Source organism: uncultured Roseovarius sp. (genome assembly GCF_963972555.1).
In the GTDB taxonomy this organism is placed as follows: Bacteria; Pseudomonadota; Alphaproteobacteria; order Rhodobacterales; family Rhodobacteraceae; genus Roseovarius; species Roseovarius mucosus.
On record NZ_CAXAUM010000004.1, the window covers coordinates 158683 to 172546 of the forward strand.

Consider the following 13864-nt stretch of genomic DNA (forward strand, 5'->3'; position numbering starts at 1 on the left):
CATGGACGCAATCGCCGTTTTGTTCGGGCTTGGACTACTGGTGCTCTTGGTGATCGGAGTGCCTTATCTCTTGGTTTCGCATGGGCGTCTCAAGGCGCGGGTTGCGCGACTTGAGGCAGGGCTAGGACAGGCGAGACCAGAGGCAGAGGCAGAGGCAGAGGCAGAGGCAGAGGCAGAGGCAGAGGCAGAGGTTGCGCCTGTGGTCGTTGAACGGGATGGGCCCTGGGCCGTTTCCCCGGTGGTTGCGCCTGAGGCAAGTCAAGACCTCGCACCGCCGCGCGCCTTTGTGCTGCGCGCCGACCGGATGTCGGCGCTGATGGCTTGGGTTCGCGGCAATTGGGCGTTGGCGGTGGCGGGCGTGTCGCTGGCCTTGGCTGGCGTTTTCATGGTGCAATACGGCGTCGAGCAAGGTCTGCTCACGCCGTTTTGGCGGGTAATCGGTGCGCTGGTGCTTGGGGCCACTTTGATCGCAGCGGGTGAGCGGCTGCGGCGGCGCTATGGCGATGAGGCGGCGGGCGCGGTCACCGGGTTGCCTTCGGTTTTGTCCGGTGCGGGGGTGATCGCGCTCTTTGCGGGTGTTCTGGCTGCGCGGGGACTCTATGATCTGATCGGGCCGGGTGTGGCATTGGCAGGCCTGGTGGGCGTTGGTGCGGCGGCTGTGATCCTTGGCTGGTTCCACGGGCCGGTTCTGACGGCGCTCGGTCTTATTGGCGCGGGGGTAGCCCCGTTCATGGTGGGCGGGCAGTCGGACACGCCCGGCGTCTTTTACGGGTATTTCGCGGTCTTGGCAGCGGTCGGGCTGGCGGTGGATGCCGCGCGGCGATGGGCCTGGATTTCGGTTCTGGCCTTGGCAATCACTATCAGTGGCGCGACGCTGCTCTATTTGGCGCAGGCGGGCGCGCTGCTTTATTTTGCGTTTTGGGCGATGTTGGTGGTGTTGACGGTGCTGGTTCCCGAGGCGCGGCTGGTGCCGCAGCACGCGGGCAATACGCTGTTGCGCCGGGTGCTGGCAGGAGGGAGCTATCCTGATTTTCCGGTGCGTCTTGTGTGGGGGGTGGTGGCTCTGGCGAGCCTTGCCGCTCTCTGGTTGGCACAGGAGGCGCGCGAGGCACTGGTGGTTTGGGGCGCGCTGAGCCTGCTGGCGGGGATGCTGGCGGCGCTGGTTCTTGGCACGCGACGGGCCGCGGCGCTGGAAGATGTGCCGGTGGTTCCGGCCGTGGCGACGCTTCTGCTGGCGGCGCTCGAAGGATTTGGACAGGGGCCGGTTTGGTCGGCGTTCATGGCCGGGGCCGAGCGATTGCCAGAAGCCAAGATGCCGCTTGATGCGAGCGTGATCCTGACGGGCGGGGCGGTGGTCTCGATCCTTTGTGCGTTTCGAGCGAGATATGCGGCGGGCGCGGTGCCGGTGATCCTCTGGAGCCTCGGCGCGGCGGTTATGGCACCGGGGCTTGCGCTGATCCTTGAGCTGTTCTGGACCCCCGCAGCTGTTCTGGGGGCCTATGCGTGGGCCTTGCAGGTGATGGCCTTGGCGGCGCTGATGGTTGTGTTCGCGGTGCGGGCGCGCAGGCCGGAGGGGGCAGTCGCCGTGGCGCTGTTTGCGGCGGCGGCCTTGGTGCTGATCACGCTGGCCCTCTTTGTGATGCTGAGCAAGGCGGCGCTGACGCTGGCGCTTGGGCTGATGATTCTGAGCACGGCGGTGATTGACCGACGGTTCAATCTGCCACTGCTTGGGGGGCTGGCGCAGGTGGGCGTCGCGGTGATCGGCTACCGGCTGGTGATTGATCCGGGTCTGGACTGGGCGGTGCGCGAGGCGGGATGGGGCGATGTGCTCCTGTCGCATCTGGGGCCGCTGGCCCTGCTGGCGGCGGCATGGGGCGTGATGGCGGCGCGCGCCGGGGGTGCCACGCGGGCGGTAATCGAAAGCGCAGTCTGGAGCATTACGGCGATCTTCCTCAGCGCTGTCTTGCAGCGATGGCTGGGCGGACCGGGGGCGATGGGACATGCGGGGCTTGGTCTGACGGCGGTGGTGTGGCTTGCGTCCAGCATGGTGCAGCTCTGGCGGTTGCGCGCGGGTGGGCGCGTGGTGCGGTGGCTGCGGCTGGCGCTTGGCTCTGTCATGGGGGCGGTGGCGCTGGTGACGCTGGTGGCGCAGGCGGTGCTGACCAATCCGCTGGTGCCGCTGCTCTGGCGCAAGGAGTTTGTGAGCGGGCCTCTGATCCTCGACACATTGGCTGCGGCCTATCTGCCATTGGCGCTGGTCTTTGCACTGGCGGCATGGAAACTGGATCACCTGCGGCGTTTGCCACGGCAGGCCTTTGGTCTTGCGGGCGCGGGCTATGGCGCGTGGTATCTCGGGCTTGAGATTCGGCGGCTTTGGCAGGGGGATGACCTGAGCGTGCCGGGGGTGAGCGACGGCGAGCTATACAGCTATACGGTTGCGCTTATTCTGGTCTCGGTCCTGTTGTTGGGCTTGGCATTGGTGCGACGGTCCGAGACCTTGCGCCGGGTGGCAATGGCCGGGGTGGCGCTGACCGTGGCCAAGGTGTTTCTGGTTGATATGGCCGGGCTGTCGGGGCTGGTGCGGGTGGCGTCTTTCCTCGGCTTGGGGCTGTCGCTGGCGGGGCTTGCCTGGCTCAACCGGCGCATTGCCGAGCATATGGGGCGCGATCCGGGCTAGTGTTGCGCGGCGCGCCACGCCGCCCAAGCCTCGGGCGTGTCGAGGTCGGTTGTTGCATGTCGATCTGGAAGCGTCACGGGCGTCACGGGGTGTTTGCGCAAGAGGTCGCGCGCACCGGTGTCGCCGGTGATGCGGGTTAACTCAGGTAACAGGCGGGCCGGCAGGATGACCGGGTGGCCGGGCGTGCCATGCGCGTCGCAGGCGCGAAAGATGGTTTCACAATCGTTGGCTTGCAGCATGAGGCTCATGTCGCTCGCGGTCAGGTCCGGCAGGTCGGGAAGGAGTATTATAAGGGCAGCCACCTCTTGCGCTATGGCCCACTCGGCCCCCGCACGCAGCGAGGCGGACATGCCGGTCGCGGCGTCGGGCACGGCTAAAAGGGTGACACGCAGCCCGTCCAGAGCGGCGCGGCGGGTGCCGGACTCAGGCGGCAGGGTCACCGCTATGGGGCAGCCGGTGGCAAGGGCAAGGGTCACGCGGTCGCGCAAGAGCGGCTGACCGCGCACCGTTTCCAAGAGTTTGTCTCTGCCCCGCATTCGCGACGAGGCCCCGGCTGCGGGAATAAGAATCGCCACGCTGCCCATCAGCGGATCAGGTTCATCCGCAAGTTGAGCTTGCGTCGGTATTCCTGCGGCAGATGGCGGTTGAGGTGGCGGTTGATCAGGCCAAAGGCGCTGATCACCACCAGTGTGAGCAGGATGAAATAGCCCGCAAGGATCGGGTAGGGCACGAACGGGTTAAAGGTCTTGTCCGCGAAATACTTGGCATAATACAGCGCATCGCCGCGCTGTTGCCAGACCGGAAAGCCCGAGAAAAAGACGAGCGTCGTGGCGTGAAAGAGAAAGATCGCCTCATTCGTGTAAGCAGGCCATGCGAGCCGCAGCATGGTGGGCCAGATGATCCGGCGAAAGCGTGGCCATCCAGAAAAGCCATAGGCATCCGCCGCCTCAACATCCCCCTTGGGTATAGAGCGGAGCGCGCCATAGAAAATCTCGCCGGAATAGGCGGCGGTGTTGAGGAAAAGCACGATCAGGGCACCGAGCCAAGCCGAGGTCAGGATATCAAAGAAGGGGGAGACCGATTTGAGCGATAGAAAGAAGAAATAGGCAAAGAAGAACTGGATGAAGAGCGGCGAGCCGCGAAAGACAAAGATGAACCATTCCGAAAGTTTACGGATCACGCGGTTACGAGAGCCTTTGCCAAGTGCCACGGCGGTCGCGAGGATGAAGCCGCTGACGAGGGCGAACAAGCCGAAATAGATATTCCAGATCAGGCCGGAGCCGATCAGAGTGACCTGCTGGCAGAGGGTGAAGTCGCTCTGCGGCAAGAGGCGCTCACCGATGCCGATGGCGCGCAGCCCATAGGCCTGAATGGTCTCAAGACAGCTCATGCCGCTTTCCTTTGCGCTTCGCCGCCGGTCGTGGCCTGCCCTAGTGTAAGACGCTGCATGAGGCGTTCCAGCACCACCTCTGATACGCGCGTGAATCCGAGATAGAACACCATGAGCCCCAGAAAGTACCACATCCGCCAGTCGCCATGCGGATAGTCGGTAAATCGGGGATTGGCGGTGGCGCCAAGCTCGCGTGCCCAATAGACGATATCTTCGACCCCGAGCAGAAAGAGCAACGGCGTCGCCTTGATCAGCACCATCCAGAGATTGCCAAGACCGGGCAGGGCGTAGACCCACATCTGCGGCACCATGATCCGCCAGAAGGCCTGACGACGGGTCATGCCATAGGCCTCGGCGGTTTCCATCTGGGCACGGGGCACCGCGCGCATGGCCCCAAAGAGCACATTCGCGGCAAAGGCCCCGAAGACAATGGCAAAGGTCAGCACTGCAAGGGTGAAGCCGTAGGTTTCATGCACCCATTGTGGGGCAGAACCGAGCGGCAGTTTCGCGGCCTGACAGACCACGAAATCGTTGCCTTGCCGGATCGGTTGATCCCAATCAGGGCAGAGAATTTGATGCCGTGTCCATTCAAATGCCTGATCGAGTGCGATGACGAAAAAGAGGAAGAACGCGATGTCGGGCACGCCGCGCACGACGGCAATATAGGCCTTGCCGAACCAGCGCAGGGGGGCCAAGTGCGCCCGTGCTGCCATTGCCCCGCCAAAGCCAAAGGCAAGCGCCGCCGGCGCGGTGATCGCCAGCAGCAACAGCACCGTGCCAACTGCATAGTAGAGTTGCAGGTGCTTGGCCGTGGTGAGATAGCATGTGATCCATGCTAGCCCGTCAAGGCTGGCTGGATCGGAGCAAAAGGCAAACATCGCATTCAGCCTTGTTGGAGGGGGCGGGGCCGCATCGGACCCCGCCTGTCGGTCAACCTCAGAAGGTCAGGCCGATTTCCCATTTCTCGATCAGGGCGTTCAGGCTGCCATCGTCCTTCATCGACTGGATTGCGGCATCAAACTTGGCCTTGAGTTCGGTGTCGCTCTCGCGCAGGCCAAGGCCGATACCGCCGCCGATCATCACCAACTCTTCCAGAAGTTCCAGCCCTGCGTCCTCTTCCGCTACGGGCAGAAGGAAGGCACGGTCCGCCAGCACGGCGTCAGCTTCGCCATTGCGGACGGCGGCGATGGATTCCTCGGGTGTTGCATACTCGACCAGCGTCGCCCCGCTGCTGGCCACGTAGGAGGCTTGGATCGTGCCCGACTGCGCGGCAATCACGCCGGATTTCACATCGACATCCGCCGAGGGGGCAAGATAGGCCGAGGGGTCGGGCAGGGTATAGTTCTGTGTGAAATCAATCACTTGATCGCGCTCGTCGGTGATCGACATGCCTGCAATGATCACGTCATAGTTCCCGGATACGAGGTTCGGGATGATGCTGTCCCAGTCATTCGTGACCCATTCGCAGGTCAGTTCGGCGCGTTTGCAAAGCTCATCGCCCAACTCGCGCTCGAACCCGTCAACCTCGCCTTTGTCGTTGATGAAGTTGTACGGAGGATAGGCACCTTCGGTGCCAAGCCGCACGGTGTCGGCCATGGCAAAGCCTGTGGTGAGGGCCAGAGCAGCGGTGGTGAGTAGCAGTTTCTTCATGATTTTCTCCCTTTTGAGTGGTGGTCTTGCCTCAGCCGCCGCTGGTGGAGCTGAGGAATTGTTGCAGGCGTGTCGATTTCGGCGCGCCAAAGAGTGTATCGGGCGGGCCCTGTTCCTCGATCAGCCCTTGGTGCAGGAACACGACATGGTCGCTGACATCGGCGGCCATTTTCATGTCATGGGTGACGATCATCATGGTGCGGCCTTCGTTGGCAAGGTCCTTGATGACGCGGATCACCTCTTGTTCCAGTTCCGGGTCAAGCGCCGAGGTGGGTTCGTCGAAGAGAAGTGCTTCGGGCTCCATACAGAGGGCGCGGGCGATGGCCGCGCGTTGTTGCTGGCCACCGGACAACTGGGCGGGGTAGACATCGCATTTGTCGCCTATGCCCACCTTATCAAGATATTTGCGTGCGGCACCCTCGACCTCGTGCCGGTCGCGGCCAAGCACGGTCACGGGGGCCTCCATCACGTTTTGCAGGATCGTGAGATGCGCCCAGAGATTGAATTGCTGAAACACCATGCTGAGGTTGGTTCGAATGCGCAGCACCTGTTTGGGATCAGCCGGATGGCGCGCCAAGCCAGTGCCTTTCCACTGAACCGGCTCGCCCTTGAAGAGGATGTCGCCCTGCTGGCTGTCCTCAAGCAGATTGGCACAGCGCAGGATGGTCGATTTTCCCGAGCCCGAAGAGCCGATCAGCGAGACCACATCGCCACGATGGGCGGCAATATCGACCCCCTTGATCACCTCAAGCGCGCCATACGCCTTGTGCAGGTTGCGGATCTCGATAACCGGGGGCGTGTCGGACAAGGGCAGCTTCCGTTTCGGTGAGTTTTGACGGCTTTGTGACAATAGGGCCGAAAAATTGGCACGATGCAACTTGCAAAACGGGCGATTGAGGGGCTGTTTGTGCGAATTGACGTGCCGTCAGCTCAATTCGGAGGCGCAGGCAAAGGCGGCGGCGCGGGATTGGGCAGCGCCAGATAATCTGTCGCGGTGATATAGGTCACTCCCTTTAGCCCAAGGGTTGCGCGCGTGTCTGAGGGGAGCGCGTGGATTGCATGCGCCACCGCGGCGCGCATCGTGTCTGCATCGCGCCCAAGGGCGGTGATATAGGGCAGGGCTGGCTTGGGATCTGTACGGGCCAGTACGCGCAGCCCTGCCGTGAACGGGTCATGCGTCTGCATCAGATGCCAACTGAGCACGTCGATCGCCGCAATATCGGCGCCCCCCTCGGCCACGGTCAAGGCAGAAGTGCGGTGCGCGCCGGTGTGGATGGGGTTGGTGAAGGCAAAGCCACGCGCGGCGGCCCAGTTCTGCGGCGCAGCCCAACCCGATTGCGACAGGGCATCGTTATAGGCCAGGCGCGCGGTGGCAAACTCTTGCGGGTCAGTGCGGGGATCATCGGCGCGGGCGACAAAGACGCTATAGTAAAACCCCGGTGGACAGCCGGGTAAGTCCAGCACTGGGCTGCCCACTAGCGTCACGCGGCCGTGCAGTCGCGCGCGGTATGGATAGCCGCAGGTTTGCGAGAGCAGGAGATCGGGGCTGAGCCAATGATCCCAGAGATCGCCATCGCGGGTCAGGCGCTCCGGACCTGTGCCCAAGGCGTCGCGAATTCCCTGCCAGAGGGCATCATTGGCCACCGCGGTCTCGGGGCGGTCATACATCGGCAGGCTGGCGATCATCCCTGACCCATAATGCGTTGACGGGCGCGGGCACTGTCCTGATCGGTGATGCCTAAAAGGCTGGCCACCAAACGCAACAGAGCGTCTTCATCCGCCTCTCGCACCCCGTCGGCCAAGGCCACCTGCCAGAGCGCCTCGATCACGCCCAAACGATCCTCATGCGGCACGGCGTCCTTGATGGCGCGGGTAAAGCGGACGGTGTCGGGGGCCTCACTCTCGAGCGTTTCGGCCTGTTGGCGCAGGGCCTCTGCCTCGGGTTGGGGCAGGTTGTAACGCGCTGAGATGATGCGCGTGATGCGAATGATCTCGGCCGCAGCGTAATCTCCATCGGTGCGCGCGACGCGAACGAGGAGGGCACAGAGCGCCAGACGGGCATCACCGCCGGTCAGGGGCTCGGGGGCTGGTTGGATCAGCCGTTTCAGGAAATCTGCAAACATGGCTCTGGTATAGGATGCCCTGCGCGGCGCGCCAATGGGGAATCACTGGGCCTCGGCCAAGGCGCGCGCGGCATCGCTATCGGCATGGCTCAGTCCCATCGCCTCGCGCGCGGCGTCAATCACGTGCAATTCCTCTGGTTGGCTCGTGCCGTCAGACAACACCACCTCCCACAGAGCCTCGAGCGCAGCGAGGCGAGCCTCAAGGCTGACGGTCTCGCGGATGATGTGGCCAAAGCGGTCGGTATCAGGGGCGGCATGCTCGATCCGCTCTGAGAGGGCGCGCATCTTGGCCGCCTCAACTGGGCCAAGCCCGTAGATCCGCGCCAAAAGACGGTCAATTCGCTTGATCTCGGCAAGGTCGTAATGATGGTCGGATTTCGCTACGCGTACCATCAAGGCGGCCAAGGCCAGCTTGTCATCCGGCTCTGGCAGGGGACCGGGCTTTGATGCGGAAAAGACATTCAGAATACGGTTGAGCATAGGTTCAGCGTAGTCGCCAACGCTTCGTGCCCCAAGCAAAACTTTCGTGTTTGCCCAATTGGCGTCACAGTTGTTCCGCACAAAACGCACTTTCGACGCTCAAATACAGGGCATTGTTTTTTCGCTATTGTCACGGAGCCGATGATGCCGCATGCCAGTCCGTTTGATTGGTCCGCAAGCCCTGTTGCCCAGCAGATCGAGCATTTGCGCGGCCTTTCACCCGAGGCGTTTCATCGTGCGCTTGTCGCGTACGACTGGGCGCTGGCGCCCGAGCCGGTTTTAGGCTGGGCCATGGCGCAGCGGGGTATTGATTTGTGCACGGCGCTTGGTGTGTTTTTCAACGGCGATCCCGGGCGGTTCAACTATATGCCCAAGGCGCATGTTCCAGAGGCTTATCGCGGTGTGGCGCGGGTTCTGGACAATATCTGTTTGCGGGTCAACAGCGGCTTTTACCTGATCTATCCCGGCAAGACCCCGTGCTGTCAGGCGCGTCTGTCGGCGTGGCTCGGTTTTCAGCAGGCGGATCGCGCCGAAGGGCGGCGGGGCCGCTGGATGCTTGACGAGCGTATTTTGGCGCCGATGTTGGAGGATGATCTGCGCCTGCCGCGCGACCAGTCCCCCAAGGACAAGCCGCGTCAGAGCCTGTGGCGCGATTTGTTGAGCCCCATCATCGGTCTGGGGGTGGATCGCGACGTTCTCAAGTACAAGGACCCGCGTTGACCCGAGACCTCAGAGCTTGCGCACCTTGAGCCGCGTGATGCGATTGTCTTTGCGGGCCATGACCTGAAACCGGAAGCCGTGAAAGATGAAAACCTGATCGACCTTGGGGATCATCTGCGCCTCATGGATCACCAAGCCTGCTACGGTATTTGCGGCCTCGTCGGGCAGGTTCCAGTCATTGGCACGGTTGAGGTCGCGGATGGTCATCGCGCCATCGACGAGAAACTGATTGTCCTCAGTCCGGCGCACGGGATGTTCGGCATCGGGGTCGAATTCATCGGTGATCTCGCCGACGATCTCTTCTAGGATATCCTCCAGCGTTATCAGGCCCTGAAGCGTGCCATATTCGTCAACCACCATGGCGAAATGGCTGCGCATACGCAGGAACTGCCGCATCTGGTCATCCAGCGTGGTGGTTTCGGGCACGAAATAGGGTTTGCGCGCGATGCTGCAAACATCGAAATTCTTGAGCGCCGCCGCGCCATCCTGCGATTCCGTCACCAGTTTGTGCATGGCGCGCAAGAGGTCCTTGGCGTGGACGACGCCAATGATGTTGTCGGGATCGTCGCGATAGAGTGGCAGGCGTGTGTGATTGCTCTTGAGGCATTGATCAAGGATTGCATCGGGGTCTGCCTCGGCGTCGATCATCTCGATCCGCGAGCGATGCAGCATGATTTCCTCGACTGCGCGTTCGCCCAGGTCAAGCGCGCCCAGGATCCGGTCGCGATCTTCTTTTTCCACCACGCCTTCGGATTGCCCCAGATAGAGCGCGCCCGCGATTTCTTCGCGCACCGCAAGAATGTGGCTGTCGGGATCGGTCTGCACGCCAAAAAGCGCCAGAACCCGGCGCACAAACCAGCGCACGGCGGTGACGATGGGGGAAAAGACCTTGATCACCCAGACGATCAGCGGCGCCGTGCGGGCTGCGGCGGCCTCGGCATTGGTGATTGCATAGGTTTTGGGCAGAACCTCGGCAAAGACCAGCACCAGAAGGGTCATCACCAAGGTAGCAAGCGCCACACCGCTTTCGCCAAAGAGGCGGGTGAAGAGCGCGGTGGCCAGCGAGGCGGCGAGAATATTCACCATGTTGTTGCCGAGCAGGACCGATCCGATCAGACGCTCGTTGTCTTCGGTGATCTTGAGAGCTGTTTCCGCTCCGCGAGAGCCCTTTTCAGCCTGCGCGCGCAGTTTTCCGCGTGAGGCGGCGGTGAGGGCGGTTTCGCTGCCCGAGAAATAGGCGGACATCACCAGAAGCAGCACGATCGCGCCACTTGTGATCCAGAATGTAAGGTCGGTTGCGCTTGACGCGGCTTCCATCTCTGTGCGGTCCCTTTTAGTTTAAAGGGTTATGGGGCGTGCGCCCCCTGCATTCAAGGGAGCATGGCCGATGCAAGTCACAGATTTGGGCGCGTTGTCTGGGCCTGTGCTGATTTTTGGCGGGCCATATTCCAATTTGCAGGCGACGCAGGCGGTTCTGGCTTGGGCATATGCCCATGAGGTCCCTCCGGAACGCATGATCTGCACGGGCGATGTCGTGGCCTATTGCGCCGAGCCCGCTGAGACAGTGGCCTTGATCCGCGCGGCGGGCTGTGTAGTGCTGGCGGGAAATTGCGAGCGGCAGTTGGCACGCAACGCGATGGACTGTGGCTGTGGGTTTGATACGGGCACGACCTGCGATCTCTTGTCTGCCGGGTGGTATCGACACGCAGACCGTGCGATTGGGGATGAGGCGCGCCGCTGGATGGAGACGCTGCCGGATCTCATCCTCTTCACCCACGCCGGTCGACGCGCGGCGGTGATACATGGTGGCCTGACGGAGATCAGCCGATTTCTCTGGTCCGTATCCAGTGATGAGGCATTTTCGGATGAAATCGAACGGATTCAAGAAGTTGCAGGCCATATTGATCTGGTTTTCGCGGGCCACTCCGGATTGCTGTTTCAGCGGCGCATCGGTGCGGTGGAGTGGATCAATGCCGGGGCAATCGGCATGCCGCCGCATGATGGTCGGGTCGAAACCGGCTTTGCTGTATTGGACGAGCACGTCACCTTTCATCGCCTCACCTATGATCATAGGGGCGCGGTGGCTGCGATGCGGGCGGCGGGGTTGGTGCAGGGCTATGATGTGGCGTTAATGACCGGCTATTGGCCATCCGAGGATGTTTTGCCTCCGGTCTTGCGCCGGGCGGCTTGTGCCAACGGGTGATGCTCCTGCACCAGTGCTTGGAGGCGGGCCTCAAGCACATGGGTATAGATCTCGGTTGTGGCGACATCGGCATGGCCAAGCAGAGTCTGGATCACGCGCAGATCGGCACCATTTGCCAAAAGATGCGTGGCAAAGGCATGGCGCAGGGTATGCGGCGTCACCTTGTCTGGATCAACATGAGCTTTGACGGATATTTCTTTGATAAGGTTGTAAAACCTGTGGCGCGTGAGATGCCCGGATGCCCCTCCTGAGGCGAAAAGATAGGGCGAGGGTTGCAAGCCTTTGGCGCGGCGCGTGCTCTCTTCGGCTTCGCGAATCACAAGCCAGTCTCCCAGGGCCGCGCGCGCGGGCGGCGAGAGGGGCACCATACGTTCCTTGCCCCCCTTGCCGCGGACCAAGATCATGCGCGGATCACCCCGCGCAGCGGCAAGGGGCAACGACACAAGTTCGCTCACCCGCATGCCCGTTGCATAGAGCAGCGCGATCAGACAGGCATTGCGGCTGCGTTCGGACGCAGTGCGCCCATGGGCCGGGGCACTGTCCAGCAGGCGGCTGACCTCGTCTTCGGTCAGAGTCTTCGGCAGGCGCTGCGCCTTGCCGGGCCCCTTGATGCGAATGGCGGGGTTATCCGTGCGCAACCGCTCGTCAAAGGCAAAGCGGTAAAGCTGGCGGATTGTGGAGAGCCTGCGCGCCCGCGTGGCCTTTGCCAGACCCTGTGCGTCGCAATGGATCAAATAGAGATCAATATCCGCCTGAGAGAGCGTTTCCAACGCAAGTTGTTGATTTGAAACCCAATTGACAAAGTCACGAAGATCCCGCGCATAGGCTAGGAGGGTGTTTTTTGCGGCTCCGAGTTCGGCGGCTTGCGCCTCGAGAAAGAGATCGACCCAATGTGTTGAAGCGTTCACCCGCGTGGCTCCAGAAGGAGGAGTTGCAGGGCGGCGCGTCGGGCAGTGTCCTCAAGGCCCAGAGCCCGCAACGTGGCAATCGCGCCCGGCAGTGCATCGCGGGCACGGTCACTGTGACCAATCTGCCGCGCGGCGGCCAGAATCGCCTCGCCTAGCCGGCCGGCGTCAATCAACGCCTGATGATCCGGTGGGGGCGTGAGGCTGGCAAAACCCGCGGCGATGGCCGCCTGAAGCGTGGTGCGCGCGGCCTCGGCAGAGGGGGCACCACGCGCGGTGTCTATCAGGAAGCGTTGATCGGGAGAAGGCGACTCCATCCGAGTGGCAGCTGTTTCATATCGCTCCGACAATAGCGTGATTTCAAAGACTTGCGACGCGATACTCTGTGGAATCTCCGCTTCGTTCAGGCGTTCTGCGAAAAGCTCTGCGAAGATGACCTCTAGTCGTTGGTCCTGCGCCGCGCGCCAGGCTCTCGGTAGCGCCTGAACAAGGTCTTGCGTGGCCCCTTCGTTCAGCGCCAGATCAAGCGCCTGAACCGCCGCAACCCGATCCCAGACCCCGCCCGAGGCCGCAGGGCGCCGGTCCGTGTAGAGCCCCAAGAGGCGCGAGGCGGGAACGGCGCCGGTGCGTGCCAGGCGTTCCGCCGCTTCGATTTCTGCCTTCCAGCCCGAATTGCCGCGCAGGTCGGCCATCGCGAAGGCGCGGGGCAGGTTATGCGTTGGCAGCGCGGTGCCGATGGCCTCAAACAGGCGGAACTGCAATGCCGTGATGGATTGGGGCGGTTCTGGCGCTTCCGTTACGTCGATCAATTCGGGATCAAGGTAGAGCGCAAGAAGGGTCGCATCGGTTTCCGAGAGCGTGTCGAGGGCGGTGGCGCTGTGATAGGTCAGGGCGGCAGTGTTCCAGTCGCCGGTGCGCGCCGCGCAGTAAATCCGCGCACCGATATCCGAGGTCAGGCGCGGTTTGCGACTAAGCATAGCGCAGGCCGGGTCCTCTTGACCCAGCAAAAGGGACAGATCAAACCATTGATCAAAAAGAGATTTTGTCATGGGGCCGGCGCGCTCGGCCATTGCCTGAGCGGGCTCGATTGCGCCAAAGTCGCGCAGGGCATGGAGGCGGGCTTGCAAGAATGCCGCCTCTGTTCCGGCATCCAGGGGGGCATTCGCCTCGGCCAGAAGCAGGGTGTAATAGAGCGCCTGAATGGCAGGCAAGGGTTCAGATTCAAGCTGGGACAGGGCCCTCAGGAGTGTTGAGTTAGTGCTTTTTTCCCAGAGGGTTACAGGCAGTCCTGTGGTGGTGCTGGGCAATAGGCCAACCGCATCGGCACGCGGCGCGTCAAGGGCAGTGACGGTTACGTTCGGCACGGTCACGGTATCGGCAGAGGGGGGTTCGGTAAGCGAGGGGCGCGGCGCGGTGGTGACAGCGACGGTGCTGGCCTGGTCCAACCAGTCGATCGCCGAGAGAGGCTGCTGCGCGAGGGCGGCACCCGTTGCGGCCAATCCGAGAAAAACTGCTGCGCTAATCCGTCTCAAGAATGATGTCCTGCCGAATCTCGGTCTGGTCAGGCGAGAAGTCCGCACCAAAAAAAGGCCCGATATAGGCATAGGCCACCAAGGCGATAAACCCTAGAATTGCCAGATAAATCAGCCATTTGATTAATCTTAGCATGTCATCCCCTGCCTGTTTTGCCTGTTCTTTTTCCCAAGTTATAACTGG

At 62.3% G+C, this 13864-nt stretch carries 15 protein-coding genes; 3 read left to right on the plus strand and 12 right to left on the minus strand.

Going from position 1 to position 13864, the window contains the following annotated elements:
• The first annotated feature begins 1 nt into the window (after position 1).
• The gene (locus tag AACZ65_RS05605) at positions 2 to 2677 is read left to right on the plus strand and encodes a DUF2339 domain-containing protein (protein ID WP_339668753.1); all 2676 of its coding nucleotides are present in this window, start codon (positions 2 to 4) and stop codon (positions 2675 to 2677) included.
• Here AACZ65_RS05605 and AACZ65_RS05610 read toward each other — a convergent pair.
• The 8 genes from AACZ65_RS05610 to AACZ65_RS05645 form a co-directional block, all read right to left on the minus strand.
• Entirely contained in the window at positions 2674 to 3261 is a 588-nt protein-coding gene (locus AACZ65_RS05610; RefSeq protein WP_339668755.1) for a nucleotidyltransferase family protein, read from the minus strand. The genes AACZ65_RS05605 and AACZ65_RS05610 overlap by 4 nt on opposite strands.
• Positions 3261 to 4067: an ABC transporter permease subunit gene (locus tag AACZ65_RS05615; RefSeq protein ID WP_339668757.1), complete on the minus strand. Its 807-nt coding sequence runs from the start codon at positions 4065 to 4067 to the stop codon at positions 3261 to 3263. The genes AACZ65_RS05610 and AACZ65_RS05615 overlap by 1 nt, the downstream gene beginning before the upstream one ends.
• On the minus strand, positions 4064 to 4945 hold the full coding sequence (locus tag AACZ65_RS05620) for an ABC transporter permease subunit (RefSeq protein WP_037271378.1): 882 nt from the start codon (positions 4943 to 4945) through the stop codon (positions 4064 to 4066). Before AACZ65_RS05620 ends, AACZ65_RS05615 begins: the two co-directional genes overlap by 4 nt.
• A gap of 58 nt (positions 4946 to 5003) precedes the next feature.
• Positions 5004 to 5717 carry a transporter substrate-binding domain-containing protein gene (locus AACZ65_RS05625; RefSeq protein ID WP_339668760.1) on the minus strand — a complete coding sequence of 238 codons (714 nt, stop codon included), beginning with the start codon at positions 5715 to 5717 and terminating at the stop codon, positions 5004 to 5006.
• Between the two features lie 31 nt (positions 5718 to 5748).
• Positions 5749 to 6525 carry an ATP-binding cassette domain-containing protein gene (locus AACZ65_RS05630; protein ID WP_339668762.1) on the minus strand — a complete coding sequence of 259 codons (777 nt, stop codon included), beginning with the start codon at positions 6523 to 6525 and terminating at the stop codon, positions 5749 to 5751.
• A 122-nt stretch (positions 6526 to 6647) separates the two neighbouring features.
• Positions 6648 to 7403, minus strand: coding sequence for a PhnD/SsuA/transferrin family substrate-binding protein (locus AACZ65_RS05635; protein WP_339668764.1), 756 nt, complete (start codon positions 7401 to 7403; stop codon positions 6648 to 6650).
• A complete protein-coding gene (locus tag AACZ65_RS05640) occupies positions 7400 to 7840 on the minus strand; it encodes a TerB family tellurite resistance protein (protein ID WP_339668766.1) in 441 nt (146 codons plus the stop codon). Before AACZ65_RS05640 ends, AACZ65_RS05635 begins: the two co-directional genes overlap by 4 nt.
• A gap of 42 nt (positions 7841 to 7882) precedes the next feature.
• Positions 7883 to 8320, minus strand: a complete 438-nt coding sequence (locus AACZ65_RS05645; RefSeq protein ID WP_339668768.1) for a TerB family tellurite resistance protein — start codon at positions 8318 to 8320, stop codon at positions 7883 to 7885.
• A gap of 144 nt (positions 8321 to 8464) precedes the next feature.
• Between AACZ65_RS05645 and AACZ65_RS05650 the strand changes: the two genes are divergently transcribed.
• The gene (locus AACZ65_RS05650; RefSeq protein ID WP_339668770.1) at positions 8465 to 9040 is read left to right on the plus strand and encodes a hypothetical protein; all 576 of its coding nucleotides are present in this window, start codon (positions 8465 to 8467) and stop codon (positions 9038 to 9040) included.
• Positions 9041 to 9049: 9 nt separating this feature from the next.
• Here AACZ65_RS05650 and AACZ65_RS05655 read toward each other — a convergent pair whose 3' ends face one another.
• Positions 9050 to 10357 (minus strand): HlyC/CorC family transporter, encoded by a 1308-nt coding sequence (locus tag AACZ65_RS05655; protein ID WP_339668772.1) that lies wholly within the window; start codon positions 10355 to 10357, stop codon positions 9050 to 9052.
• Positions 10358 to 10427: 70 nt separating this feature from the next.
• On the opposite strand from AACZ65_RS05655, the gene AACZ65_RS05660 reads away from it, so the two are divergent.
• Positions 10428 to 11243, plus strand: a complete 816-nt coding sequence (locus AACZ65_RS05660; RefSeq protein ID WP_339668775.1) for a metallophosphoesterase family protein — start codon at positions 10428 to 10430, stop codon at positions 11241 to 11243.
• Here AACZ65_RS05660 and AACZ65_RS05665 read toward each other — a convergent pair.
• Genes AACZ65_RS05665 through AACZ65_RS05675 form a run of 3 tightly spaced genes read right to left on the minus strand, consistent with a single transcriptional unit; the run spans position 11180 to position 13816 of the window.
• Entirely contained in the window at positions 11180 to 12151 is a 972-nt protein-coding gene (locus AACZ65_RS05665; RefSeq protein ID WP_339668777.1) for a site-specific tyrosine recombinase XerD, read from the minus strand. The genes AACZ65_RS05660 and AACZ65_RS05665 overlap by 64 nt on opposite strands.
• Entirely contained in the window at positions 12148 to 13680 is a 1533-nt protein-coding gene (locus AACZ65_RS05670; RefSeq protein WP_339668779.1) for a hypothetical protein, read from the minus strand. The genes AACZ65_RS05665 and AACZ65_RS05670 overlap by 4 nt, the downstream gene beginning before the upstream one ends.
• Positions 13667 to 13816 carry a hypothetical protein gene (locus AACZ65_RS05675; protein WP_008281106.1) on the minus strand — a complete coding sequence of 50 codons (150 nt, stop codon included), beginning with the start codon at positions 13814 to 13816 and terminating at the stop codon, positions 13667 to 13669. The genes AACZ65_RS05670 and AACZ65_RS05675 overlap by 14 nt, the downstream gene beginning before the upstream one ends.
• Positions 13817 to 13864 lie beyond the last annotated feature (48 nt).